The organism is Streptomyces sp. NPDC004266 (assembly GCF_042874095.1).
Classification (GTDB): domain Bacteria; phylum Actinomycetota; class Actinomycetes; order Streptomycetales; family Streptomycetaceae; genus Streptomyces.
The window spans coordinates 278,148-302,511 of the sequence record NZ_JBIAMM010000005.1; the positions used below are offsets into that span (position 1 = coordinate 278,148).

The window sequence follows — 24,364 nt, forward strand, 5'->3', positions numbered from 1 at the left end:
GGCGCTTTCCCGTATGCGGGCGGAGCTACGCCGCCTTCGCCTTCGTGGCGTACATGTCCACGTACTCCTGCCCGGACAGCCGCATCACCTCGGCCATCACCGAGTCCGTCACCGCCCGCAGGACGTACCGGTCGCGGTCCATCCCGTCGTACCGCGAGAACTCCATCGCCTCGCCGAAGCGGACCGTCACCCGGCCCGGGCGCGGGAAGCCCGCACCGCCCGGCTGGATCTTGTCGGTGCCGATCATCGCGAACGGCACCACCGGCGCCCCCGTCATCAGGGTCAGCCGCGCGATGCCCGTACGGCCCCGGTACAGCCGGCCGTCGGGGGAGCGGGTGCCCTCCGGGTAGATCGAGAAGATCTTGCCCTCCTCAAGCACCCGACGGCCCGTCATCAGCGCCGCCACACCGCCGCGGCCGCCGTCCCGGTCCACCGGGATCATGCCGACGCTGGTGAAGAACCAGGCCATCGCCCGGCCCTTGAGGCCCTTGCCCGTCACGTACTCGTCCTTGCCGATGAAGTAGACCGGACGGTCCAGGCAGATCGGCATGATCATCGAGTCGATGAAGGTCAGGTGGTTGCCCGCGAGGATCACGGGACCCGTCCCGGGGATGTTCTCGGCGCCCTCCACGCGGGGGCGGAACATCAGGCGCATGACCGGCCCGAGCACTGCCTTGATGATCGCGAGACGGGACAACGGTTCCTCCGGTGGGAAGCGGGTCGGTCGAGTGGGCGGGACGACGGTTGCAGCTGGCGACGATACTCGCGGGTCACCCTCACGCGCACATCGGGTTCACCGAGGCGATACACAGTGTTGACGCGTGTTTCCGCCATGTTCCGCCGAGGTCTGCCGCCCGTAGGGCCCCGCTGCCTAGCGTCGGGGACAACAGTTGACAGGTGCGGGACATCACACCGCGGCTCACACAGGAGGATCCCTCATGACCCAGGGCGAACGCCGGACCCCGGCACGGCGGACGGTTCTCGGAGCGGCGGGCGCCACCGTCCTCGGCGCCTCCGCGGCCCTCACGGCCGGCACCGGCACCGCGCGGGCCGCCGGCCAGGACCGCACGCCCGGCCACGGCCACGGCTACCGCTCCCTCCCCGTCCCCACCGTCATCGGCCACCGCGGCGCCAGCGGCTACCGCCCCGAGCACACCCTCGGCTCCTACCGGCATGCCCTCGACCTCGGCGCCCACGTCGTCGAGCAGGACCTCGTCCCCACCCGGGACGGGCACCTGGTCTGCCGCCACGAGAACGACATCACCGGCACCACCGACGTCGCCGACCACCGCGAGTTCGCCTCCCGGAAGACCACCAAGACCGTCGACGGCGTCGCCCTCACCGGCTGGTTCACCGAGGACTTCACGCTCGCCGAGCTCAAGACCCTGCGGGCCAAGGAGCGCATCCCCGGCACCCGCCAGGAGAACACCCTCTACGACGGCCGCTGGACGGTCCCCACCTTCGAGGAGGTGCTGCGCTGGGCCGAGGAGGAGGGCCGCCGCCGGGGCCGCGAGATCTGGCTCCACGTCGAGACCAAGCACCCCAGCCACTTCCGCTCCCTCGGCCTCGGCCTGGAGGAGCCGCTCGCGAAGCTCCTGCGCCGGTACGGGCGTCACCGCGCGAACTCCCCGGTCTTCCTCCAGTCCTTCGAGCCCAGCAGCATCCAGCGCCTGGCGAAGCTGGTGGACGCCCCGGGCGTCGTCCTGCTCTCCGGCGCGAGCAGCCGCCCCTGGGACTTCGTCGAGGCCGGGGACCCGCGCACGGTCGCCGACCTGGTCACGCCCGAGGGCCTCGCCTGGATCGCCTCGTACGCGCGGGGCATCGGCCCCACGCTCGACCTGGTCATCCCGAAGGACGCGAGCGGCCGGCTCGGCACCCCGACCACCCTGGTCCGCGACGCGCACGCCGAGGGGCTGATCCTCCACCCGTACACGCACCGCAACGAGAACGCCTTCCTGCCCGCGGACTTCCGCAGGGGCACGGACCCGACGGCGTACGGCGACGCCTTCGGGGCGCTCAAGCGGTACCTGGAGACGGGGATCGACGGCATCTTCTCCGACAACCCGGACACGGCGCTCCTCGCCGCCGCGGACCTCACCGCCCGCGGCTGACCCCGACCCCGACGAGGGGGCCGTGCGGGCGGACCACCGGACCGTACGACCCCCTCCCGGGTGGTTTACGCCCCGCGCCGCAACCGCGGCCGCGCACCCCGGCATCGTGCCGGTCATGACGACCCCCGAGACCATCCCCGCGCCGGAGGACCTGGCCGTCCAGGGCCCCGAGACCGCCCCCATGCCCGGGACCCCGGGCGGCCGGGACGCCGAGACCACACCCGCCCCCGAGGCCCCGGACGTCCGGGACCGGGCCGCCGTCCCCGCCCCCGGTCTCCTCGCCGCCCTGGCCCCCCTCCTCTCCGCCGAGTCCGACGCCGAGGCGCCGGCCGCCGGCGTCGATCCGGGCGACCTCGAACAGGCCGTCTGGCTCCGCCTCCTGGAGCAGCTCCGGCAGACCGGCGCAGCCCCCGAAAGGCCCGCCGAATGGCTGCGCCGCGCCGTCCGCGCGGAGGCGCGCCGCGCCCGCAGGACCCACGACCGGGAACGCCCCTACCGGGACGAACCCGTCCACGAGCCGGGCGGCGCCGAGCCCCACGGCTCCCCGGAGCACTCCCTGCTGGTCGCCGAGGGCCGCCGCACCCTGCGCGCCGCCGTCACCAGGACCCCCGGCCGCTGCCCGAAGGTGCTCACCGCGATGCTCGATCCGGAGGACCCCACCTACCGCGAAATCGCAGGGGAGTTGGGTATCTCACAGGGCAGTCTGGGGCCGATGCGTTCCCGTTGCCTGGGATGCCTGCGCAGAATGCTGGCTGCGGAGGTTCCCGCCCCCGGCCGACGGGGAAAGGTGCGGTAAACCGATGATCGACAGATGAGCGGGAGGCGTGCACACATGGGCCTGAGTGTGACCATCTCAGCGGCGGACGCGCAGGACGCGGAGCACATCCTGAAGCTGCAGTACCTCTGCTACCAGAGCGAGGCGGAGCTGTACGGGGACTGGTCCATCGAGCCCCTCACCCAGTCGCTCGACGCCCTGCGCGCCGAACTGGCCGAGGGACACGGACTCGTGGCCCGGCTCGGCGACGAGGTCGTCGCCTCCGTGCGGGCCCGCCTCGACGAGGACGGCACCGTGCGGATCGCCAAGCTGATCGTCCACCCGCGCATGCAGCGGCACGGCCTCGGCGGCCGCCTCCTCGACGGCATCGAGCGCCACTTCGCGGCCGCCGCCGGGGCGGCGACGTCCGCCAAGCGCTTCCAGCTCTTCACCGGCCACCGCAGCGAGGGCAATCTGCGCCTCTACCGCAGCAAGGGGTACGAGCAGGTCGCCACCCGCGAGCTCGGCCCGAGGCTCACCCTGGTGACCCTGGAGAAGGCCGCCTAGGCGGCCTTCGACCTCCGCAGCCACCAGATGCCGGTCAGCGGCAGCAGCACCGGGATGAAGACGTAGCCGTAGCCGAAGTCCGACCAGACCGTGGCGTCCGGGAAGGCGGAGGGCTCCACCAGCGTCCAGGTCCCCACGACCAGCACGCCCGCGAGCTCGGCGGCGCAGCACACCAGCGCCGCCCTGCGGGCCTTCTCCCCGCCGCGCACCAGCGTGTACGTGATGAAGACGTAGACGACGGCCGCCACCGCCGACAGCGCGTACGCCAGCGGCGCGCGGTCGAACTCGGTGGCGATCTGGTAGATCGAGCGGGAGACCGCGCCGACCGACATCACGCCGTACAGCCAGACGAGCAGCATGCCCGGGCCGGTGACGAGACGGGTCTTCCCGCCCGCCGCCCTCTCCTGCGTCTCGGTCATGGTCAGCCCACCGTCCAGATGTCGTAGAGACGCACTTCGAGCACGGCCAGGACGACCGCGCCGGCCGCCACCGTCGCCGAACCCCACCGGCTGCGCTCCGCGAGCGACATGAAACCGGCGATGGGCACCGCGCACAGCGCGCCGAGCAGATAGGCGACGAAGATCGTCGCGCCCTCCTCGGCCTTCTCGCCGCGCGCCAGCTGCACGATGCCGACGATCAGCTGGACCAGGACCAGGAAGGTCACCACGGCCATGCCGATGAAGTGCCAGTCCTTGGTCGACTGGTCCCGGAAGGCGGCGAGGCCGCACCAGGCGGCGAGGGCGAGCGCGGCCGCGGAGACCGCGACCGTCAGGGCGTCAAGCATGCGCCCGAGGGTATTACGGCCCGCCCGCCCCGCCGCGCCCGCCCCCGGCTCGCCGAGGCCTCCTGCCCCGCTCCCTCGGGGCCCCGCCCCGCCCCCTCGGGGCCCCGCCCGCCGCGTGGCCTTGGCCACACCCCCGCACCCCGCGGCGGTCCCGCCGCGGCCGGGGCGGAGGCGGCTCCCGCCAGGCCAGGCACGGGAAGGCGCACCGCGAGCCGCCCCCGACGTGTCCGCCTGGCGTCTCAGCGATGTCCGCTATTCGGACAAGCCGCTTCCCTTCGCAGCTGCGCATGTTTTACTTGCAGCCATGACCACGACGAGCAGCCGCACCCTTGCGACCGAGGCGAACACGACGCCCGGTGCTCGTTGTACGTGTCGAATGTGCGCCATCTGAGGGCCCCCGCCTGAGCCTCGCGCCCCGAAGCGAGACCCCGACGGCCGAGCCGATCCGCCCGCCACCCGGCGCCGGACCGTGCCTGCCCCGCGCACCGCTGTCCACCGGCCACCAGCCGGCCGGAACGGCCCCCCGTGCGCCTGACTGTCCGAAGACGAATGCCCCGTGCGCGACGGACCCCGCGTCGCGCACTCGACAGTGACGGAAACCCCTGTGATCACCACTTCGGGCCTGACCAAGGTCTACGAGTCGCGCGGCCGACAGGTCACCGCTCTGGACGGAGTCGACCTCCACGTCCGCGAGGGCGAGGTCTTCGGCGTCATCGGCCAGAGCGGCGCCGGCAAGTCCTCGCTCATCCGCTGCGTCAACCTCCTGGAGCGCCCCACCTCCGGCACCGTGACCGTCGACGGCGTCGACCTCACCGCACTGGCCGGGAAGAGCCGCCGCGCGGGCAAGGACCTGCGCCGGGCGCGCAGCAGCATCGGCATGGTCTTCCAGCACTTCAACCTGCTGTCCTCCCGCACGGTCAAGGACAACATCGAGCTCCCCCTGGAGATCCTCGGCGTCTCCGGCGCCGAGCGCTCCCGCCGGGCCCTGGAACTCCTCGACCTGGTCGGCCTCGCCGACAAGGCGAAGTCCTACCCCGGCCAGCTCTCCGGCGGCCAGAAGCAGCGCGTCGGCATCGCCCGCGCCCTCGCCGGCAACCCCAAGGTCCTGCTCTCCGACGAGGCCACCAGCGCCCTCGACCCGGAGACCACCCGCTCCATCCTCCAGCTCCTGCGCGACCTCAACCGGCAGCTCGGCCTCACCGTCCTGCTCATCACGCACGAGATGGACGTCGTCAAGACGATCTGCGACTCCGCCGCGCTCATGCAGAAGGGCCGCATCGTCGAGTCCGGCACCGTCGGCGAACTGCTCGCCACCCCCGGCTCCCAGCTGGCGGCCGAACTGTTCCCGGTGAGCGGCGCCCCCACGGGCCCCGACCGCACCGTCGTCGACGTCACGTTCCACGGCGAGGCCGCGACCCAGCCGGTCGTCTCGCAGCTCTCCCGCACGTACAACATCGACATCTCGATCCTCGGGGCGGCGATGGACACCGTCGGCGGGAAGCAGATCGGCCGGATGCGGATCGAGCTCCCCGGACGGTACGAGGACAACGTCGTCCCGGTCGGCTTCCTGCGCGAACAGGGCCTCCAGGTCGAACTCGTGGAAGACGACGCACAGCCGGCCGCCGCGCCCGTGCTGGTGAAGGAAGGTGCCAAGTGACCTGGTCGGAGATGCAGCCCCTCCTGGAGCAGGGCACCGTCGACACGCTCTACATGGTCCTGTGGGCCACCGTCGTCACCATCGTCGGCGGCCTGCCGCTCGGCATCCTCCTCGTCCTCACGGACAAGGGCGGACTGCTGCAGAACCGGCCGGTGAACAAGGTCGTCGGTGCGATCGTGAACGTCGGGCGTTCGCTGCCGTTCATCATCCTGCTGATCGCCCTGATCCCCTTCACGACCTTCGTCGTCGGCACCTTCATCGGCCCGACCGCGATGATCGTGCCGCTCGCCATCGGCGCCATCCCCTTCTTCGCGCGCCTCGTCGAGACGGCGATCCGCGAGGTCGACCACGGACTCGTCGAAGCCGTCCAGGCCATGGGCGGCGGCATCCCCACCATCGTCCGCAAGGTCCTGCTCCCGCAGGCCCTGCCGTCCCTCGTCTCCGCCGTCACCACCACCGTGATCGTGCTCATCGGGTACTCCGCGATGGCCGGCGCGGTCGGCGGCGAGGGCCTCGGCTCCAAGGCCGTCACCTACGGATACCAGCGCTTCGACACCACGTTCATGCTCGTCACCGTCGTCGTCCTGGTCGCCATCGTGACCGTCGTCCAGCTCATCGGCGACGGAGTCGTCCGGCTCCTCGCCCGCCGGGGCCGTACCGCCTGACGGCCCCCGGCCACCCCAAGACTTCGTTTTCGAAGAACAGCCCGGACTTGTTGTCCAGGCGTCCACCGCTCCACCGGAAAGAGGCACTCTTCGTGCGTAAGAACATCAAGCTCACCGCCGGTATCGCCGCCACCGCCGCCCTCGCCCTCGGCCTCACCGCCTGCGGCACCTCCTCGGACCCGTCCTCCGCCAAGGACTCGGCCGGCTCCGCCGACAAGCCCCTCGTCGTCGCCGCGTCCCCGACGCCGCACGCCGACATCCTCAACTTCGTCAAGGACAACCTGGCCGAGAAGGCCGGCCTGAAGCTGGAGGTGAAGGAGTTCACGGACTACGTCCTGCCGAACACCGCCACCCAGTCCGGCCAGGTCGACGCCAACTTCTTCCAGCACAAGCCGTACCTCGACGACTTCAACAAGAAGAACAAGACCACCATCGTCCCGGTGGTCAACGTCCACCTGGAGCCGCTGGGCCTCTACTCCAAGAGCCTCAAGTCGGCGAAGGACATCAAGGCCGGCCAGACCGTGGCCGTCCCGAACGACACCACCAACGAGGGCCGCGCGCTCCACCTCCTCGCCGAGAACGGCCTCATCACCCTCAAGGAGGGTGTCGGCACCGACGCCAAGCTCTCCGACATCACCGACAAGAAGGGCCTGGAGTTCAAGGAGCTGGAGGCCGCCACCGTGCCCCGCGCCCTGAACGACGTGGACGCCGCCGTCATCAACGGCAACTACGCCATCGAGGCCAAGCTCTCCCCGGCGAAGGACGCCCTGGTCCTGGAGAAGGCCGAGGGCAACCCGTACGCCAACTTCCTCGCCGTCAAGGCCGGCAACGAGAAGGACGCCCGCGTGCAGAAGCTCGCCGAGCTCCTCAACTCGCCCGAGGTGAAGAAGTACATCGAGGACACCTACAAGGGCTCGGTCATCCCGGCCTTCGGCGCCGCCCAGTAAGGCCCGACGGGCGACCACCACGTCCGAGGGGCCGTCAGGCCGGTTCCCCCGTACAGTCCTTGAGCAGAAGGCCCCCCGCATCCCGTCCGGTGCGCGGGGCCTTCGGCACGCCCACCCCCCGCACCCCCGGCACACCCGACCCGGCCATGCGCACCGGCGGCCGCATGCTGCATGCTGTGCGTTCACGGTCGATTCGGACGGTCCACGGCATGGAGCTGCGCATGACTACCACCTTCCCGGACATCTCCATCAACACGGACCGGCTGGTGCTGCGCGCGCTCGAGGAGACGGACGCCCCCGCCCTCGCCGAGATGATGAACGACGAGATGGTCGCCGCCTGGACCGCCGTGCCCCAGCCCTACACCGAGGCCGCCGCACACCGCTGGATCACCGAGTACGCCCCCACCGAACGCACCGCCGGCCGGGGCCTCGACCTCGCCGTCACCGAGTTCCTGACCCAGCGTCTCGTCGGCATCGTCCAGCTGAGCAACACCGACTGGCGGGTCCGCTCCACCGAGATGTCCTACATCATCGCCCCCTGGGCCCGCGGCGAGGGCTACGCCTCCGAAGCCGCGCTCGCCACCGCCCAGTGGCTCTTCGGCGACCAGAAGTTCGAACGCCTCGAACTGCGCACCGCCGCCGACAACACCGCCTCCCAGCAGGTCGCCCAGAAGATCGGCTGCATCAGCGAGGGCGTCCTGCGCAACGCCTGCATAGCCCGCGCCCGCACCGAGGACGGCAGCTGGACCGAACTGCGCACCGACTTCATCGTCTGGGGCCTCCTCCCCGAGGACCTCGACGGCGTCGCCGACCAGATGGCCGAGGCCGGCTACTCCTCGTACACCGACTGGAGCTGAGCCCCCCCAGCGATCCCGGGGTACGCTCGGCACGCCCCCGACCTGCGACGACACCAGGGAGACAGACGACGATGGCCGACCGCGTCACGGTGATCGGCTGGGACGGCTCGCCCCTCACCGCGGCGGCCCGGTCCGCGCTCTCCGCCGCCACCCTCGTGGCCGGCGCCGGCCACCACCTGACGCTGCCCGAAGTGCCGCCGGACGCCGAACGCATCCGCCTCGGCAGCGTCGACCTCGCCGCCCGCCGCATCGCCGGCCACCGCGGCACCGCCGTCGTCCTCGCCGACGGCGACCCCGGCTTCTTCGGCGTCGTCCGCACCCTGCGCGCCCCCCAGCACGGCCTGGAGGTCGAGGTCGTCCCCGCCGTCTCGTCCGTGGCCACCGCCTTCGCGCGCGCCGGCATGCCCTGGGAGGACGCCCGGATCGTCGTCGCCCACCAGCGCACCCTGCGCCGCGCCGTCAACGTCTGCCGCGCCCACCCCAAGGTCGCCGTCCTCACCTCGCCCGGCGCGGGCCCGGCCGAGCTCGCCCTCCTCCTCGAAGGCGTCCACCGCACCTTCGTCGTCTGCGAGGAGCTCGGCACCGACCGCGAACAGGTCTCCGTCCTCACCTCCGACAAGGCCGCCGACCACACCTGGCGCGACCCGAACGTCGTCCTCGTCATCGGCGGCGCCCTCGGAGGCGCCCCCACCACCCCCTGGCTGATGGGCCGGGACCCGGCCACGCGCACGGTACGCGGCTGGGGCCTTCCCACCGAGGAGTACGACTCCGAGGGCGAAGGCCCCGGAACCGGACCGGCCCACACCGGCGCCGGCGCGGACCCCGCCCTCCGAGCCGCCCAACTGGCCCGCCTCGGGCCCCGCACCGGCGACCTCGTCTGGGACATCGGCTGCGCGGGCGGCGCCTTCTCCGTCGAGGCCGCCCGCTTCGGCGCCGCCGTCATCGCCGTGGACACCGACCCGGCCGCCTGCGCCCGCACCGAACGGGCCGCCCGCCGCCACGGGGTCCTCCTCCAGACCGTCCCGGGCCGCGCCCCGCACGTCCTGGAGAGCCTGCCCGAACCCGACGTCGTACGGATCGCGGCCGGCGGCGTCCCCGTCGTCACCGCCTGCACCGACCGGCGCCCGGAACGCATCGTGGTCCACGCCTCCACCCGCGACGAGGCCGAGGCGATCGCCACCGCCCTCGCCGACGGCGGCTACGCCGTCGAGACCGTCCTCCTCCAGACCGTCGGGCTCGACCCGGACGACTGGTCGGAACGCGAGCGCTCGGTCGTCTTCCTGCTGTCCGGACGCAGGACGAACTCGCCCTAGCCCCGCCGGGGGACCCCCACCCGTGACCAGGCCGCCCGACCGGGGCAGGGTAGGCTGGCCGATTGTTGTACCGCACCGGGACGTTCGGCACTCTGTTCGCCAATGTCCCGAATGGGTGGCCGCTTTGTGCCACTGATGTGGTACTTGACAACGGGGGGACCGCGCGACGTGGCGCAGTCCACAGCGCACCGTGGCAGATCTCCCTGCCACGATGGCCGAAGGCCGCGACAATGTGTGGGTGTCCGCGCGTGTTTCGTGCCGCGCGGCGCGCGCGCTCGTTCTTGTCGACGGGCGCAGGTCTGAAGGAGCACAAGCGATGGGCGAGGGGTACGCATGACGGACACCGGCCAGGTCCCGGGCGAGGGGCTGCCGGAGAACGCAGGCATGGTCGAGCAGCCGGGCATCCCCGCTCCGGACGCGTACGCCTTCCTGGACCCCTCCGGCCACACCACCGAGGACGACGACCTGCTCCTGATGCCGGGCGCCCAGGGCGCCTGGAGCGAGCACCCGCCGGGCGTCGTGCCCGCGCCGCCGGTCGCCGTCCCGGCCCCGCCGGCGGCCCCCGTCGTCCCGGAGGCGCAGGTCCCGATGGGCGACCCGCTCACCGCCCCGCTGCCGGACCCGCTCACGGGTCCGCTCCCCGACGGGGTCGCGCTCGCCGACGTGCTGACCGCCCCGCAGGGCCACACCCCGGCGCAGGGCGTGCCGCTCGGCACCCCGGCGCACGGCGTCCCCGTGGCCACCGAGCACGGCTACGAGCCCGGCATCCTCGACACCGGCGCCCACGAGGCGGCCGGCCGCGACTCCGGCTCCGTCGACCTCGGCGGCGTCCGCATGCCCCCGCCGGCCGCGGCCCCGACCCCGCCGCCGGCCCGCCGCCCGCTGCACATGGGCCCGCCGGTGCCCGAGGCCGGCGGTGGCGTCGTCCTCTCCCTCGCCGACCGCGGCCCGGCCACCGCACCCGCCCCGGCCCCGCAGCCCGCGCCGGTCCCCGAGCCGGTCGTGGCCACGGCCCCCGCCCCGATGCCGGTGCGGAACCCGGGCCCGCCGACCACCGGCCCCGAGTACTTCGAGATCGCGCAGGACCAGCAGCTCGCCCCGCAGGGCGCCGAGCCCTGGGTCGCGCAGCCGCAGGAGCAGGCCGCGCCGCAGGCACCCGCAGAAACGGTCGTCCCGCCGACGGCCCAGTTCGTCCAGGTCGAGGGCTCCGTCCCGACGACCCCGCACCTGGCCCCGACCCCGGCCGCCGAGGCGCCCCAGGCCACCGAGCCGGAGCCGGTCGCGGAGCAGGCTCCGGCGGAGGAGCCGTCGCCTCAGGCCGAGGACCCGTCGTTCCCGGTCGAGGAGCCGTCGCTTCAGGCCGAGGAGCCGTCGCTTCCGGTCGAGCCCGTGGCGGAGGCGCCCGTGGAGCCGGTGGCGGAGGCTCCGGCCGAGGGGGTCGAGCCCGTCGTGGAGGCCGCCGAGCCCCTCGCGGAGACCGTGGACGCCCCGGCGACCGTGCCCGCGCCCCGCGAGGGCGAGCCCGCCGACCCGGTGCGGGTCCCCGAGCCGCAGGCGGCCGAGCCCGTCGTCGAGCTCCCGGCCGAGCCCGTCGCCGAGGCCCCGGCCGAGCCCGTACAGCCCGTGCAGGAGCCCGTCCCGGCCCAGCCGGTGGAGATCCCGACCGCCGAAGCCGCCCCCGCCGAGGTCCAGGCCGAGGCCGTTCCCGAGACCGCTCCCGAGGTCGCGGAGCCGGTCGCGGAGGTCTTCGTGGACCCTGCGGTCGAGCAGCCCGCCGAGCAGCCCGCCGTCGTCGAGGCCGTGGCGGAGGCGCCGGCCGTGGCGGAGGCGCCGGTCGAGGCCCAGGCGGAAGGACCGGCGGAGGCGGTGGCCGAGCAGCCCCCCGTCCTCGCGGAGGAGCAGCCGGAGCCGACCACCGAGCCCGCGCCGGCCCCCGAGGCCGAGGCCGACCGGCCGGAGCCCCGGGCCGAAGCAGCGACGTCCGAAGCACCGACGTCCGATTCCCCTGCCGAGGTCCAGGCGGAAGAGCCGGCCGAGGTCCAGGCGGAAGAGCCGGCCGAGGTCCAGGCGGAGGAGCAGGAGGAGCAGGCGGAGAGCCGTCCCGACTCCCCGGCCCCGGGCTACGACGACGCCGAGCGCGAGGCCGTCCTCCGCGTGATGCGCGAGCGCCGCGACATCCGCAACGGCTTCCGCAGCGACCCGATCCCGCACGAGGTGCTCCTGCGCGTCCTCGAAGCGGCCCACACGGCGCCCAGCGTCGGCCACTCGCAGCCGTGGGACTTCGTCGTCATCCGTTCCGCCGAGACCCGGCAGACGATGCACGAGCTGGCGCAGCGTCAGCGCGAGGCCTACGCCAAGTCGCTGCCGAAGGCCCGGGCGAAGCAGTTCAAGGAACTGAAGATCGAGGCCATCCTCGACACCCCGGTGAACATCGTCGTGACCGCCGACCCCACCCGGGGCGGCCGCCACACGCTGGGCCGCTACACGCAGCCGCAGATGGCCCCGTACTCTTCGGCGCTCGCCGTCGAGAACCTCTGGCTCGCGGCCCGCGCCGAGGGCCTCGGCGTCGGCTGGGTCAGCTTCTTCGACGAGCGCGAGATGGTCCGTGCGCTCGGCCTCCCCGAGCACCTCGAAGTGGTCGCGTACCTCTGCGTGGGCTACGTCGACGAGTTCCCCGAGGAGCCCGAGCTGATGCAGGCGGGCTGGTCCAAGCGCCGCCCGCTGGCCTGGGTCGTCCACGAGGAGACGTACGGCCGCCGGGCGCTCCCCGGCGAGGAGCCGCACGACCTGCTCCAGGAGACCGTCGCGAACATCCGCCCGCTGGACGCCAAGGCGCTCGGCGAGGCGTGGGAGCGGCAGAAGCGCATGACCAAGCCCGCCGGGGCGCTGGGCATGCTGGAGATCATCTCCGCACAGCTCTCGGGCCTCTCCCGGGTCTGCCCGCCCCCGATCCCGGAGCCGGCCGCCGTGGCGATCTTCGCCGGCGACCACGGTGTCCACGCCCAGGGCGTCACCCCGTGGCCGCAGGAGGTCACGGGCCAGATGGTGGCCAACTTCCTCGGCGGGGGAGCGGTCTGCAACGCCTTCGCGAACCAGGTGGGCGCCGAGGTCTGCGTCATCGACGTGGGCGTGGCCTCGGAACTCCCCGCCACCCCGGGCCTCCTGCCCCGCAAGGTCCGCCCGGGCACGGGCGACTTCACCACGGGCCTCGCGATGACCCGTGAGGAAGTGCTGGCCGCGATCGAAGTGGGCGTCGAAACGGCCCGCGACCTGGTGGCGGCGGGCAACAAGGCCCTCCTCACCGGTGAGATGGGCATCGCGAACACCACCGCGTCCGCCGCGCTGATCTCGGTCTACACGGGCGTGGACGCCGCCGAGGTCACGGGCCGGGGCACCGGCATCAACGACGAGACGCACGCCCGCAAGGTGGACGTGGTCCGGCGCGCCCTCGACCTGCACAAGCCGGACCCGGCGGACCCGATCGGCGTCCTGTCGGCGGTCGGCGGCCTGGAGCACGCGGCCCTGGTGGGCCTGATCCTGGGCGCTGCCTCGCTCCGTACGCCGGTGATCCTGGACGGCGTCTCCACGGGCGCGGCGGCCCTCGTCGCCCGCGCCATCGCCCCCGAGTCCCTCGCGGCGTGCATCGCGGGTCACCGCAGCGCCGAGCCGGGCCACGTGGCGGCCCTCAACAAGCTGGGCCTGCGCCCGCTGGTCGACCTGGACCTCCGTCTCGGCGAGGGCACGGGCGCCCTGCTGGCCCTGCCCCTGGTCCAGAGCGCGGCCCGGGCGATGCACGAGGTGGCCACGTTCGACTCGGCGGGAGTCACGGAGAAGTAGCACCACCCGCGCGTCCCCCGCCCACCGACGGAAGCGGGGGACGCGCGCCGGAGCAGGGTCCGGCGCGTCCCCGTGCGCACCCCCGCGCGGGGGACATCCCTCACACCCTGCAAACCCCAGGTCACGGATATCGTGACGGTGCACGGCCACGTACGACCGTGCACGAGCCGCTCCACCGCCGCAGCGGCCCCCTCGCCCGCACCGCACCGCTCTCCGAGGAGCCGCTCACACATGGCCGAGAACGCCGAGCACCCCGCCTACCCCGTCGGACTGCGCCTCGCCGGCCGCCGCGTCGTCGTCCTCGGCGGCGGTCAGGTGGCCCAGCGCCGACTCCCGGCCCTCATCGCCGCGGGTGCCGACATCACCCTGATCTCCCCGTCCGCCACCCCGTCCGTGGACGCGATGGCGGAGACGGGCGAGATCACCTGGATCAAGCGCCGGTACGAGGACGGGGACCTGGCCGACGCCTGGTACGCCCTGGTGGCGACCACGGACCCGGTGGCGAACGCCGCCGCCTCCGCCGAGGCCGAGCGGACCAGGACCTGGTGCGTGCGCGCGGACGACGCCGAGGCGGCGACGGCCTGGACCCCGGCGACGGGCAGGGACGCGGGCGTCACGGTGGCGGTGCTCACCGGTCACGACCCCCGCCGCTCCGCCGCCGTGCGCGACGCGATCGTCGAGGGCCTCCGCGACGGCTCGATCGCCGCGCCCGCGCACCGCTCCCGCACCCCCTTCGTCGCCCTGGTGGGCGGCGGCCCCGGCGACCCGGACCTCATCACCGTCCGGGGCCGCCGGCTGCTCGCGGAGGCGGACGTGGTCATCGCGGACCGGCTCGGCCCCCGCGACCTCCTGGACGAGCTGCCGCCGCACGTCGAGGTGATCGACGCGGCGAAGATCCCGTACGGCCGCTTCATGGCCCAGGAGGCCATCAACAACGCGCTCATCGAGCACGCCAAGCAGGGCAAGTCCGTGGTCCGCCTCAAGGGCGGGGACCCGTTCGTCTTCGGCCGGGGCATGGAGGAGGCCCAGGCGCTGCTCGCCGAGGGCATCGCCTGCACGGTGGTCCCGGGCATCTCCAGCTCGATCTCGGTCCCCGGCGCGGCCGGCATCCCGGTGACGCACCGCGGGGTGGCCCACGAGTTCACCGTGGTCAGCGGCCACGTGGCCCCCGACGACCCGCGCTCGCTGGTGGACTGGGCGTCCCTGGCGAAGCTGACGGGCACGCTGGTCATCCTCATGGGCGTCGACAAGATCGGCAAGATCGCCGAGGCGCTGATCGCCCACGGCAAGTCCCCGGACACCCCTCTGGCCCTGGTCCAGGAGGGCACGACGGCGACCCAGCGCCGGGTGGACGCGACGCTGGCGACGGTCGCGGAGACGGTCAGGGCGGAGGAGGTCCGCCCGCCGGCGGTCATCGTCATCGGCGAGGTGGTCACCGAGGGCCCCGACAGACTGACGAAGTGACCCCCGCCCGCCCGCACACGACGGCAGGCGCGCAACCGGGGGCGACCGGACGACAGGTCGCCCCCGCACACATTGGCACCGCACCCCGGACAAGGCAGTATCACCTCGTGGCCGAACTCATCACGATCGACGACCCCGACGACCCGCGCCTGCGCGACTACACCGGCCTGACCGACGTCGAGCTCCGCCGCAGGCGCGAGCCGGCCGAGGGCCTGTTCATCGCGGAGGGTGAGAAGGTCATCCGCCGGGCCAGGCAGGCCGGGTACGAGATGCGGTCGATGCTGCTCTCCGCCAAGTGGGTCGACGTCATGCGCGACGTCATCGACGAGGTGCCGGCGCCGGTGTACGCGATCCAGCCGGACCTCGCCGAGCGCGTCACCGGCTACCACGTGCACCGGGGCGCCCTCGCCTCCATGCAGCGCAAGCCGCTCCCGGAGGCCGCCGAGCTGCTCGCCGGCGCCCGCCGGGTGGTGATCATGGAGTCGGTCAACGACCACACCAACATCGGAGCCATCTTCCGCAGCGCCGCGGCCCTGGGCATGGACGCGGTCCTGCTGTCCCCGGACTGCGCGGACCCGCTGTACCGACGCTCGGTGAAGGTCTCCATGGGCGCGGTGTTCTCGGTCCCGTACGCCCGCCTGGAGACGTGGCCCCGAGGTCTGGAGGCGGTACGGGAGGCGGGCTTCAAGCTCCTCGCCCTCACCCCGGCGGAGAAGGCGACCTCGATCGACGAGGCTGCCCCGCACCGCCTGGACCGGGTGGCGCTGATGCTCGGGGCGGAGGGCGACGGCCTCTCCACGCAGGCCCTGCGCGCCGCCGACGAGTGGGTCCGCATCCCGATGGCCCACGGCGTCGACTCGCTCAACGTGGGCGCGGCGGCGGCCGTCGCGTTCTACGCGGTGGCGACGGGCCGCCCGGAGGCCTGACCCCCCGCCCCTGCGGGGCCCGCGCGCTCTACCCCTGCAGGGCCTGCGCGGCGGCGATCCCGAGGGCCACGACGAGGGTCACGACCACGAAGACGAAGAGCCGCTGCCGCAGCAGCCGGGGATTGGCGGGCCGGCGCCCGGTCGACGTGGAGCGCGCGCCGGGCCGGGTCCCGGGACGGGACTGAGGCCCTCGCGAGCCGCCGGTCCGGGGCCCCGCCGAGGGCCGGGACGAGGGGCCGGCACCCCGTCCCCGCTCGCCACCCCGCTCACGCTCCGGACCGCGGCCGGGCACGTCCCGGTCGGTGTACCGCTCGGTGGGCCGGACGGCGCTCCGCTCCTCGGCGCGCTCCCGCTGCACCGGCGGCCGGGAGACCGGCAGCCCCTGGGCCTCGCGCGCCGCGATCTCCTTGAGCCGCATCGACAGCTGCAGGGTGCTGGGACGGTCCTCCGGGTCCTTCGCGAGACAGGCCCTGATGAGCGGCGCCAGCGCGTCCGGCACCCCGTGCAGCTGGGGCTCCTCGTGCACGACGCGGTAGAGCATGACCTCGGAACTGCCGTGCCCGAAGGGGGAGTCGGCCATCGCCGCGTACGCCAGGGTGGCGCCGAGCGAGAAGACGTCGGTGGCGGGGGTGACGGCCGCGCCGCGCACCTGCTCGGGGGCGAGGAAACCGGGTGAGCCGACGGCCGTCCCCACGTGGGTCAGGGTGCTGGCGCCGGTGGCCCAGGCGATGCCGAAGTCGATGATGCGGGGGCCCTTGGGGGAGAGCAGGATGTTCGAGGGCTTCAGGTCGCGGTGGACGACCCCGGCCTCGTGGACGGCGACGAGGCCCTCGGAGAGCGCCGCCCCGATCGAGGCCACGTCGGCGGCCCGCAGGGGACCCTCCTCGGCGACCCGGTCGTGCAGCGAGGGGCCCGGCACGTACTGGGTGGCGAACCAGGGGCGGTCGGCCTCCAGGTCGGCGGCGACGAGCCGGGCGGTGCAGCCGCCGCGGATCCGCCGGGCCGCGGACACCTCACGGGCGAACCGCGAACGGAACTCCTGGTCCTCGGCCAGGTCGGGCCGGATCACCTTCAGCGCCACCCGCTGGCCGCGCCGGTCGGACCCCAGGTACACGACGCCCATCCCGCCGGCCCCCAGCCTGCGGTGGAGCCGGAACGACCCGACGATCCGCGGATCCTCGCGCCGGAGCCGCATCATCGCCATGTCCGTCCCCTCGTCCGTTCGACGTGGCACAGCTTACGTAGTGGCGCCCGTACGCGCTCATAGGCCGCGCCCTCGCACCGGGATCGATTGTCAGTGCTGAGGGGGAGACCGGGGGACCGGAGGCAACGGAACCGGCCCCCAACCCCCCTGCCGGGAGACCCACTTGACGTGCGGACGCGAACACGACGGCAGACCCCGAAGAGCACCGCCGGGGACCGCCGGACCGGGCCCGCGCCCCTGGTCGCACATCCGGGGGCCGGGGAAGTGAGCGATGTCACTCGGGCGCCGTCCCCTCCGGGAAGACCCGGGGTTCCGGGCCGCCGTCTCCACCCAGGGGAGTACGTCGCACGGGCGGGCGTCATCCTTCGGGAGGCCCGGAAGTCGGTACGCGGGCATGACGTCCCGGCGCCTCCCGCTCCCTAGTGTTGAGGTCATGCGGCGGGTGCAGCACTCGTCCCCCGAGGTCACGCACCCGCCGCGCCAGACACGACAGGAGAGGAACCATGGCCTACACGGCACCGCGGACCACCCGGCCCTCCGGCCGCCGTCACCCCCTGGTGGCCACGGCCATGGTCCTCCCTCTCGCGGCCCTGCTCGTGGTCGTCTTCGGCGGCTGGGAAGCGGTGGTCACACAGGCGTCGTCCGTGGGCGTGATGCTGGGGCGCTGAGCGGCGCCCCGGACCCGGGAGAGCGGCCCGGGTCGGGACATCCGGCCATCAACCCCGTGGGGACGGGGGTGCGGCGGACGGCAGCGTGGGGCCGGTCAGCTGGGGAGCTGACCGGCCCTCGCGCGTTCCCGACAGGACCGGCCGTCCACCGAGCGGCAGCCGGCGCGAGCGGCCACCCCGTACGCTCCCGGAGTGGCCCCAGCACCCCCGACCTCGCTCCCGTCCTCCGCGCCCGACGGCCAAGGCCCGCTCCACCGCCTGGCCGCCCTCGCCCGCACCGCCGCCCACCCGTCCGGCGAGCCCTGCCGTTGCGAGGGCGGCCTCGTCGGGGTGCTGGCGGACCGGGACGACGGGACCGTCGTACGGCACGGGGGGCTCGTCGCGAAGGCGCACGCGCCCGGCACCGACCCCGAGGCCCATCGCGTACGGCTCGCGCTGGCCGCGCACCAGGACGTCGGAGGCGTCTTCCTGCCGCCCCTCCCGCTGCCGAGGACGAGCCCCGACGCGCTGGACGACCGCCCGGTCACGGTCTGGCCGTACGGGCCGCCCGTCGCCCCGGAGGACCCGGACGCCGCACCGTGGGAGGAGGCGGCGCGGCTCCTCGCCCTGCTGCACCGCACCCCGCCCCCGCCCGGCTGGGCCGACCGCCTCCCGGACATGCGGGCCCCGGAGAAGGCGGCCCTCGCCGTGGAGCGGATGCGCCGTACGGCTCCGGACCATCCGGCGGCGGCCACGGTCCTGGACGCCTGGCGGACGGTGCCCGAGGGCCCCGCGACGGCGCACCGGCTCCTGTGCCACGGCGACTTCCACCTCGGCCAGCTGGTCCGCGACACCCGCCGCGCGGCCGGCGTCGTGGCCGGCACCCCGGCCCGCTCCGACGGCGGGGCGCCCTGGCGGCTCATCGACATCGACGACCTCGGCCTGGGCGACCCCGCGTGGGACCTGGCCCGGCCCGCCGCGTGGTTCGCCGCCGGTCTCCTGCCGCCCGAGGTCTGGACGCGTTTCCTCGGCGCGTACCAGGAGGCGGGCGGCCCCGCCGCGGGCGCGGAGCCCTGGAGCCGGCTCGACGTGCCCGCCCGGGCGCTGACGGTCCAGACCGCGGCCCTGGCCCTGGCCAAGTCCACGGCCGAGCGCCGGCCGCTCGACGAGGTCGAGGAAGTGATGATCGACACCTGTGCCCGCATCGCCGGACATCGAACCGGGTAGGCCCTTTCGGCGTCCACGTAAGGTGAAGCCACCATTCGAACGGCAATGTCAGGGAGTTGAGCCGAGCATGCAGTGTCCCAAGTGCCATGCGGCCATGCACACGTACAACCGCAACGGCGTCCAGATCGAGCAGTGCAGCGGTTGCCGGGGCATATTCCTGGACTACGGCGAGCTGGAGGCCCTGACCCGCCTGGAGTCCCAGTGGGTCCAGCAGGCCCCGCCCGCCCCGCCGGCCTACCCGGCGCAGCCCGCCCCCGCCGCGCCCGCCTGGGGCGCCCCGCACCACGGCGGTCACCACGGCGGCCACTACCGCAAGGGCGGCTTCGGGCGGATGCTCTTCTCCTCCTGACCCGGGACGCGAAGAAGCCCCCGGCCGCGAGCTGCGGCCGGGGGCTTCTTGCTGGTGCGCGATACTGGGATTGAACCAGTGACCTCTTCCGTGTCAGGGAAGCGCTCTCCCGCTGAGCTAATCGCGCGGGTACACCCGAGGGGTGCCGGTACTGTGTGCGCGATACTGGGATTGAACCAGTGACCTCTTCCGTGTCAGGGAAGCGCTCTCCCGCTGAGCTAATCGCGCTGGCGCACCCGAGGGGTGCGTGAACTGTGGTGCGCGATACTGGGATTGAACCAGTGACCTCTTCCGTGTCAGGGAAGCGCTCTCCCGCTGAGCTAATCGCGCGGGGGATCCGAAGATCCAGGACCCGAAGGTCCAGTGGACGATACTGGGATTGAACCAGTGACCTCTTCCGTGTCAGGGAAGCGCTCTCCCGCTGAGCTAATCGTCCTTGGAGGTGGAGACGGGATTTGAACCCGTGTAGACGGCTTTGCAGGCCGTTGCCTCGCCTCTCGGCCACTCCACCAGGAGTGAATACGGGGGTTCGGGAAGATCCCCCACATCGAGCGGACGACGAGATTCGAACTCGCGACCCTCACCTTGGCAAGGTGATGCTCTACCAACTGAGCCACGTCCGCTTGTCGTTTCCGTTCCGCTTGCGCGTCCCGGCGACGTGTTGAACTCTAGCGGATTCCTGGGCCAGTACAAAAACGCGTTTCCGCAGCGTGCTGACCTGCGGGCCCTTCCCCGTGCCCCGCCGGGCCTCACGGAGGGTTCGTGCGGCGTTCACCCGCCGTGTCCCCGGGGTGGCGGGGAGCCCCCGTCGGACGCCCCTCCCGTGCCCCGTCCCGCACGCCCCTCGTGGCCCGGAGCACACGAGCCCGTGCCCCCGCCCCGGCGGACCTAGACTCGATGCGTGCACGACCTTGCTCCCCTGGCCCGCTTCGGCGGCCTCGTCGCGACCGACCTCCGGGACGTCACCCACGACCCCGAGGCGCTGGACTCCGCGGGCTTCTGGGCCGTCTGCGCGGACTTCGAAGGGCGCCTCACCTGCGCGCGCTTCGGAGACGTCCGGCTCGACCCGGTCTCCACGCCCGTCCCCGGCGCCTGGCGCGGACCCGCCGCCGGTGACTGGACGTCCTCGCTCGACCGCGCCGCGTACACCGCGGGCGTACGGCGCGTGCGCGAGCACATCGCGCGCGGCGAGGTCTACCAGGCGAACCTCTGCCGGGTGCTGACCGCGCCCCTGCCGGACCCGGCCGGCGCCGACGTCGACGCCCTCACCGCGCTCCTGGCCCGGGGCAACCCGGCCCCCTACGCCGGAACGATCCGGCTGCCCGCCCACGGCGTGGAGATCGCCACCGCCTCCCCCGAGCTGTACCTGCGCAAGGAAGGGGCCCTGATCTCCTCGGGCCCCATCAAGGGGACCGGCCGCACCGCCGCCGACCTCCTGCCCAAGGACCACGCGGAGAACGTGATGATCGTCGACCTGGTCCGCAACGACCTGGGCCGCGTCAGCGAGACCGGCACCGTCGCCGTCCCCGAGCTCTGCGCCGTCGAGGAGCACCCCGGTCTCGTCCACCTCGTGTCCACGGTCACCGGACTGCTGCGCGAGGACGCCGGCTGGCCCGAGCTGCTCGCCGCCACCTTCCCGCCCGGCTCCGTCACCGGCGCGCCCAAGTCCAGCGCGCTGCGGATCATCGAGGCGCTGGAGACCGCGCCCCGGGGACCGTACTGCGGAGGCATCGGCTGGGTCGACGCCGACGCGGACACCGCCCAGCTGGCCGTGGGCATACGCACCTTCTGGATCGACCGCCCCGAGGGCGTGCTCCGCTTCGGCACGGGCGCCGGGATCACCTGGGGTTCCGATCCGGAGCGCGAGTGGGAGGAGACCGAGCTGAAGGCGGCCCGCCTGGTCGCGATAGCGTCGGGCGCCTACGAGTCAGGCGCCTCTGAGGCGAGCGGAAAGGCCATCTCTCGATGAAACTCTGGGTCAACGGCGGGCTGCACGACGCGGAGACCGCCCGGGTCTCCGTACTGGACCACGGACTGACCGTCGGCGACGGCATCTTCGAGACGGTCAAGGCGGAGCGTGGCGAAACGTTTGCTCTCACGCTCCACCTGGAGCGGCTCACCCGCTCCGCCCGCGGCCTCGGCCTGCCCGACCCCGACCTCGACGAGGTCCGCCGCGCCTGCGCGGCCGTCCTGGAGGCCAACCCGATGGAGCTCGGCCGGCTCCGCATCACGTACACCGGCGGACTCTCCCCGCTCGGCTCGGAGCGCGGCGACGCCGGGACGAGCCTGGTCGTCGCCCTCGGCGAGACCGGCCGCCGCCCCGACTCCACCGCCGTGATCACCGTCCCCTGGACGCGCAACGAGCGCGGAGCCCTCACCGGTCTCAAGACCACCTCGTACGCCGAGAACGTCGTCGCCCTCGCCAGGGCGCGCGAGCAGGGTGCCTCCGAGGCGCTCTTCGCCAACACCGTGGGGCAGCTCTGCGAGGGCACCGGCTCCAACGTCTTCGTCGTGGTCGACGGCCGGATCCTCACCCCGCCCGTCTCCTCCGGCTGCCTCGCGGGCATCACCCGGGCCCTCGCCGTGCAGTGGACCGGCGCCGAGGAGGCCGACCTGCCGCTGGAGGTGCTGGAGAGCGCCGACGAGATCTTCCTGACCTCGACCCTGCGCGACGTCCAGGCCGTGCACCGGGTCGACGGCCGGGAGCTCGCGGGCGCGCCCGGCCCCGTCACCGCCAAGGCGATGCGGGTCTTCGACGAGCGGGCGGCCGGGAACCGGGACCCGCGGCTCGCGTAAAACCGGATGACGGGTGCCGGGCGGATGGGTAGAACACCCATGATGACCACCACCCTGCGGCCGTCCGAGCCGCTTCAGCAGTCCGCCGACGGCGGCCGTTCCCGCACCTTCGACATCTGCGTGAACAGCCGCCGGGTCGGCTCCGTACACCTCGCCACCGATCCGGCCTTCGGTACGGCCTCCGGCCTGATCGAGCGCCTCCTGGTCGACGAGCCCGACCGGGGCCGCGGCCGGGGCACGGTGGCGGCGCTCGCCTCGGAGGAGGTGCTGCGCGGCTGGGGCTGCGGCGAGGTGCAGATCTCGGTTCCCGCCGAGGCGGAGGCCGCCCTGCGGATGGCCCGCTCGCTCGGGTACACCGAGCGCAGCCGGAACATGGTCAAGGAGCTGCCGGCCGAGCCGCCGCGGCTGCCCGGGGGTTTCGAGCACCGGCCGGTGACCGAGGCGGAGTTCGAGGAGTGGTCGGCGAAGTCCCGGGCCGCCTTCGCGCAGAGCTGGATCGACCGGGGCGTCCCGGAGGAGCAGGCGCTCGCCAAGGCCGAGGACGGCCGTCGCCGCTTCCTCCCGCAGGGCCTCGCGACCCCGGGCGTCACCGTGACCGTCGGCGTGCGGGACGGGCGGGTCGTCGGCTATCTGTGGGTGGGCCGGCTGGAGCGCGAGCCCGGGAAGGCGACGGCCTTCGTCTTCGAGGTCGAGGTCGTCGAGGGGGAGCGCGGGAAGGGGTACGGCAGGGCCCTGATGCTGCTGGCCGAGCAGATCGCCCTGGAGGCCGGGGAGAGCCTCCTCGAACTGCACGTGTTCGCGGGCAACGCCCCGGCGATCCGGCTCTACGAGTCGCTCGGCTACCGCACGAGCCTCGTCAACAGCGCGAAGCCGCTGCTCTGAGACGCCCTACCGCTCCAGGAGGCGGTCGACGATCGTCTCGATCCGCTCCCGCAGGCCCTCCTGGCTCCGGCCGCCGTCCAGTCGCTCGCCGCCGATGACGTAGGTCGGGGTGCCGGTGACCTTGATCGCCTTGCCCTCGGCCTCGTCGGCGTCCACGGTCAGCAGGTGCCGGCCGTCGATCAGCGCGGTGTCGAACTCCTCGGCGTCCAGGCCGAGCCCGGCCGCCACCTCCAGGAGGACCGGCTCGCCCCGCTCGCCGAGCTCGGCGGTCCTGGCGAGCAGCGCCTCCGCGTACGGCCAGCCCTCGCCCTGCTCCACGGCCTCCTCGGCGGCCTGGGCGGCGGCGTACGCGTGCTTGTGCTTGGCCAGCGGGAAGTGACGCAGCTGCACGTCGAGCCGGTCGCCGTACTTCTCGCGGAGCGCGCGGACGTCGTCGAGGGCCTGGAAGCAGTCGGGGCACTGGAGGTCGAACCACGCCTCCAGGACGACGGGGGAGGCGGGTGCGGTGGTGGAGTCGTTCATGGCAGCAGTCTCCCTCACCGGGACCCGGGGAGGAGATCCCGGCCGGGACGACCCGGAGATCTCCCTGAGACCGGGCCCGGCCCATGGCCCCGGGCCGTCCCCGCGGTGCAGGATGGAAGGGACGTATCGCCCGGCACCTGGAGGACCGCATGCTCGCCGAGACCATCTGTTCCGCGGTGTCCGCGGCGGGCCTGGGCATCGCCGCGATCGCGGCGTACCGGAAGCGATTCCTGTCCGCCGCCCGGATCGCGGCCTACGCCCTGGTGCCGCTCGGTCTGGTGATGACGGGCGCGGTCGACTGGATCGCCGACACGGCCTTCAGCCCGGTGGCCTGGGTCGGCTTCGGCGTGCTGGGCGTGGCCTGGCTGCTCTTCATGTCCACCCGGGCCGTGGAGCGGCGCCGGGCCGGCCGCGAGGTGACCGCCGGGGGAGCCGAGCCGAGAGCCGTGGCCCCGGCCGCGGCTTCGCCCTCCCGCGGCGTGACGGCGAAGCCGCGGGCCGAGCGGCCCGCCGGCGAGGACTTCAGCGACATCGAGGCGATTCTGAAGAAGCACGGAATCTGATCACTTCTGGCGGTTCCGGTGTCCGTCCCCTTTCCGTGATCCACGGGAAGGGGTGAACGGCCCCCGCCGCGGGGCGTGTTGCGGGATTCGCCGGGTGCGGGGTGCGCCATCATCCCCCCGAGATGCTGGATACCTCGCGGGAGCCCGTGCCCGCCGCCACCGACGCCCCCGCCGAAGAGCCGCGCGGCTGCCTGTTCGCGCTCTCCCAGCCGCCGCTGATGATCTTCCTCGGGGTGATCGGCTGTCTGCTGCTGATGGCCGCGCTGCACGATCTCTACGTCCTGTGACCTCC

General features: G+C 73.6%; 24 protein-coding genes and 6 tRNA genes. 19 read left to right on the forward strand and 11 right to left on the reverse strand.

Annotated features, from left to right (window positions below):
• Positions 1 to 25 precede the first annotated feature (25 nt).
• Complete coding sequence (locus tag ACFYUZ_RS14970; protein ID WP_384897171.1) at positions 26 to 697, reverse strand: lysophospholipid acyltransferase family protein; 672 nt, start codon at positions 695 to 697, stop codon at positions 26 to 28.
• A gap of 241 nt (positions 698 to 938) precedes the next feature.
• On the opposite strand from ACFYUZ_RS14970, the gene ACFYUZ_RS14975 reads away from it, so the two are divergent.
• The 3 genes from ACFYUZ_RS14975 (at position 939) to ACFYUZ_RS14985 (ending at position 3,432) form a co-directional block, all read left to right on the forward strand.
• Complete coding sequence (locus tag ACFYUZ_RS14975; protein ID WP_389308996.1) at positions 939 to 2,111, forward strand: glycerophosphodiester phosphodiesterase; 1,173 nt, start codon at positions 939 to 941, stop codon at positions 2,109 to 2,111.
• Positions 2,112 to 2,292: 181 nt separating this feature from the next.
• Positions 2,293 to 2,907, forward strand: coding sequence for a sigma-70 family RNA polymerase sigma factor (locus ACFYUZ_RS14980; RefSeq protein WP_389309337.1), 615 nt, complete (start codon positions 2,293 to 2,295; stop codon positions 2,905 to 2,907).
• 36 nt (positions 2,908 to 2,943) lie between these two features.
• Positions 2,944 to 3,432, forward strand: coding sequence for a GNAT family N-acetyltransferase (locus tag ACFYUZ_RS14985; RefSeq protein WP_389308998.1), 489 nt, complete (start codon positions 2,944 to 2,946; stop codon positions 3,430 to 3,432).
• On the opposite strand, the gene ACFYUZ_RS14990 is transcribed toward ACFYUZ_RS14985, so the two are convergent.
• Together ACFYUZ_RS14990 and ACFYUZ_RS14995 are read right to left on the reverse strand one after the other, a co-directional pair.
• On the reverse strand, positions 3,429 to 3,851 hold the full coding sequence (locus ACFYUZ_RS14990; protein ID WP_389309000.1) for a hypothetical protein: 423 nt from the start codon (positions 3,849 to 3,851) through the stop codon (positions 3,429 to 3,431). The two genes, ACFYUZ_RS14985 and ACFYUZ_RS14990, sit on opposite strands and share 4 nt — an antisense overlap.
• Before the next feature lie 2 nt (positions 3,852 to 3,853).
• A complete protein-coding gene (locus ACFYUZ_RS14995; protein ID WP_389309002.1) occupies positions 3,854 to 4,216 on the reverse strand; it encodes a hypothetical protein in 363 nt (120 codons plus the stop codon).
• A gap of 604 nt (positions 4,217 to 4,820) precedes the next feature.
• Between ACFYUZ_RS14995 and ACFYUZ_RS15000 the strand changes: the two genes are divergently transcribed.
• From ACFYUZ_RS15000 to ACFYUZ_RS15035, 8 genes are all read left to right on the forward strand, one after another.
• A complete protein-coding gene (locus tag ACFYUZ_RS15000; protein WP_389309004.1) occupies positions 4,821 to 5,873 on the forward strand; it encodes a methionine ABC transporter ATP-binding protein in 1,053 nt (350 codons plus the stop codon).
• On the forward strand, positions 5,870 to 6,538 hold the full coding sequence (locus ACFYUZ_RS15005; protein WP_041128301.1) for a methionine ABC transporter permease: 669 nt from the start codon (positions 5,870 to 5,872) through the stop codon (positions 6,536 to 6,538). The genes ACFYUZ_RS15000 and ACFYUZ_RS15005 overlap by 4 nt, the downstream gene beginning before the upstream one ends.
• Positions 6,539 to 6,630: 92 nt before the next feature.
• Positions 6,631 to 7,485, forward strand: a complete 855-nt coding sequence (locus ACFYUZ_RS15010; protein ID WP_389309007.1) for a MetQ/NlpA family ABC transporter substrate-binding protein — start codon at positions 6,631 to 6,633, stop codon at positions 7,483 to 7,485.
• A gap of 221 nt (positions 7,486 to 7,706) precedes the next feature.
• Entirely contained in the window at positions 7,707 to 8,342 is a 636-nt protein-coding gene (locus ACFYUZ_RS15015) for a GNAT family N-acetyltransferase (protein ID WP_389309009.1), read from the forward strand.
• A 71-nt stretch (positions 8,343 to 8,413) separates the two neighbouring features.
• Positions 8,414 to 9,655, forward strand: coding sequence for a precorrin-6y C5,15-methyltransferase (decarboxylating) subunit CbiE (cbiE, locus tag ACFYUZ_RS15020; protein WP_389309011.1), 1,242 nt, complete (start codon positions 8,414 to 8,416; stop codon positions 9,653 to 9,655).
• 333 nt (positions 9,656 to 9,988) lie between these two features.
• Positions 9,989 to 13,492 carry a nicotinate-nucleotide--dimethylbenzimidazole phosphoribosyltransferase gene (gene cobT / locus ACFYUZ_RS15025; protein WP_389309013.1) on the forward strand — a complete coding sequence of 1,168 codons (3,504 nt, stop codon included), beginning with the start codon at positions 9,989 to 9,991 and terminating at the stop codon, positions 13,490 to 13,492.
• Between the two features lie 231 nt (positions 13,493 to 13,723).
• Positions 13,724 to 14,956, forward strand: coding sequence for a uroporphyrinogen-III C-methyltransferase (gene cobA, locus ACFYUZ_RS15030; protein WP_389309014.1), 1,233 nt, complete (start codon positions 13,724 to 13,726; stop codon positions 14,954 to 14,956).
• 107 nt (positions 14,957 to 15,063) lie between these two features.
• Entirely contained in the window at positions 15,064 to 15,882 is an 819-nt protein-coding gene (locus ACFYUZ_RS15035; RefSeq protein ID WP_389309016.1) for a TrmH family RNA methyltransferase, read from the forward strand.
• 28 nt (positions 15,883 to 15,910) lie between these two features.
• Here ACFYUZ_RS15035 and ACFYUZ_RS15040 read toward each other — a convergent pair whose 3' ends face one another.
• On the reverse strand, positions 15,911 to 17,086 hold the full coding sequence (locus tag ACFYUZ_RS15040) for a serine/threonine-protein kinase (protein ID WP_389309018.1): 1,176 nt from the start codon (positions 17,084 to 17,086) through the stop codon (positions 15,911 to 15,913).
• Positions 17,087 to 17,589: 503 nt separating this feature from the next.
• Between ACFYUZ_RS15040 and ACFYUZ_RS15045 the strand changes: the two genes are divergently transcribed.
• From ACFYUZ_RS15045 to ACFYUZ_RS15055, 3 genes are all read left to right on the forward strand, one after another.
• Positions 17,590 to 17,754 carry a hypothetical protein gene (locus ACFYUZ_RS15045; RefSeq protein ID WP_030691991.1) on the forward strand — a complete coding sequence of 55 codons (165 nt, stop codon included), beginning with the start codon at positions 17,590 to 17,592 and terminating at the stop codon, positions 17,752 to 17,754.
• Between the two features lie 192 nt (positions 17,755 to 17,946).
• On the forward strand, positions 17,947 to 18,960 hold the full coding sequence (locus tag ACFYUZ_RS15050; RefSeq protein WP_389309020.1) for a phosphotransferase family protein: 1,014 nt from the start codon (positions 17,947 to 17,949) through the stop codon (positions 18,958 to 18,960).
• 67 nt (positions 18,961 to 19,027) lie between these two features.
• Entirely contained in the window at positions 19,028 to 19,309 is a 282-nt protein-coding gene (locus tag ACFYUZ_RS15055) for a zf-TFIIB domain-containing protein (protein WP_030691993.1), read from the forward strand.
• A 52-nt stretch (positions 19,310 to 19,361) separates the two neighbouring features.
• On the opposite strand, the gene ACFYUZ_RS15060 is transcribed toward ACFYUZ_RS15055, so the two are convergent.
• The 6 genes from ACFYUZ_RS15060 to ACFYUZ_RS15085 form a co-directional block, all read right to left on the reverse strand.
• Positions 19,362 to 19,436: transfer RNA gene (locus ACFYUZ_RS15060), tRNA-Val, on the reverse strand.
• A gap of 29 nt (positions 19,437 to 19,465) precedes the next feature.
• Positions 19,466 to 19,537, reverse strand: a tRNA-Val gene (locus ACFYUZ_RS15065).
• A 27-nt stretch (positions 19,538 to 19,564) separates the two neighbouring features.
• Positions 19,565 to 19,639: transfer RNA gene (locus ACFYUZ_RS15070), tRNA-Val, on the reverse strand.
• 34 nt (positions 19,640 to 19,673) lie between these two features.
• A tRNA-Val gene (locus tag ACFYUZ_RS15075) sits at positions 19,674 to 19,745 on the reverse strand.
• A gap of 1 nt (position 19,746) precedes the next feature.
• Positions 19,747 to 19,820, reverse strand: a tRNA-Cys gene (locus ACFYUZ_RS15080).
• 39 nt (positions 19,821 to 19,859) lie between these two features.
• A tRNA-Gly gene (locus ACFYUZ_RS15085) sits at positions 19,860 to 19,932 on the reverse strand.
• Between the two features lie 278 nt (positions 19,933 to 20,210).
• On the opposite strand from ACFYUZ_RS15085, the gene ACFYUZ_RS15090 reads away from it, so the two are divergent.
• The 3 genes from ACFYUZ_RS15090 to ACFYUZ_RS15100 are packed head-to-tail and all read left to right on the forward strand — an operon-like array spanning position 20,211 to position 22,987.
• Positions 20,211 to 21,278, forward strand: coding sequence for a chorismate-binding protein (locus ACFYUZ_RS15090; RefSeq protein ID WP_389309022.1), 1,068 nt, complete (start codon positions 20,211 to 20,213; stop codon positions 21,276 to 21,278).
• Positions 21,275 to 22,105: an aminotransferase class IV gene (locus ACFYUZ_RS15095; protein WP_389309024.1), complete on the forward strand. Its 831-nt coding sequence runs from the start codon at positions 21,275 to 21,277 to the stop codon at positions 22,103 to 22,105. The genes ACFYUZ_RS15090 and ACFYUZ_RS15095 overlap by 4 nt, the downstream gene beginning before the upstream one ends.
• A 42-nt stretch (positions 22,106 to 22,147) precedes the next feature.
• Positions 22,148 to 22,987: a GNAT family N-acetyltransferase gene (locus ACFYUZ_RS15100; RefSeq protein ID WP_389309026.1), complete on the forward strand. Its 840-nt coding sequence runs from the start codon at positions 22,148 to 22,150 to the stop codon at positions 22,985 to 22,987.
• A gap of 6 nt (positions 22,988 to 22,993) precedes the next feature.
• Here ACFYUZ_RS15100 and ACFYUZ_RS15105 read toward each other — a convergent pair whose 3' ends face one another.
• Positions 22,994 to 23,509: a DsbA family protein gene (locus ACFYUZ_RS15105; RefSeq protein ID WP_389309028.1), complete on the reverse strand. Its 516-nt coding sequence runs from the start codon at positions 23,507 to 23,509 to the stop codon at positions 22,994 to 22,996.
• 149 nt (positions 23,510 to 23,658) lie between these two features.
• Between ACFYUZ_RS15105 and ACFYUZ_RS15110 the strand changes: the two genes are divergently transcribed.
• Positions 23,659 to 24,072 carry a hypothetical protein gene (locus tag ACFYUZ_RS15110; RefSeq protein WP_389309030.1) on the forward strand — a complete coding sequence of 138 codons (414 nt, stop codon included), beginning with the start codon at positions 23,659 to 23,661 and terminating at the stop codon, positions 24,070 to 24,072.
• A 122-nt stretch (positions 24,073 to 24,194) separates the two neighbouring features.
• Entirely contained in the window at positions 24,195 to 24,359 is a 165-nt protein-coding gene (locus ACFYUZ_RS15115) for a hypothetical protein (protein ID WP_352023408.1), read from the forward strand.
• The last annotated feature ends 5 nt before the right edge of the window (positions 24,360 to 24,364 follow it).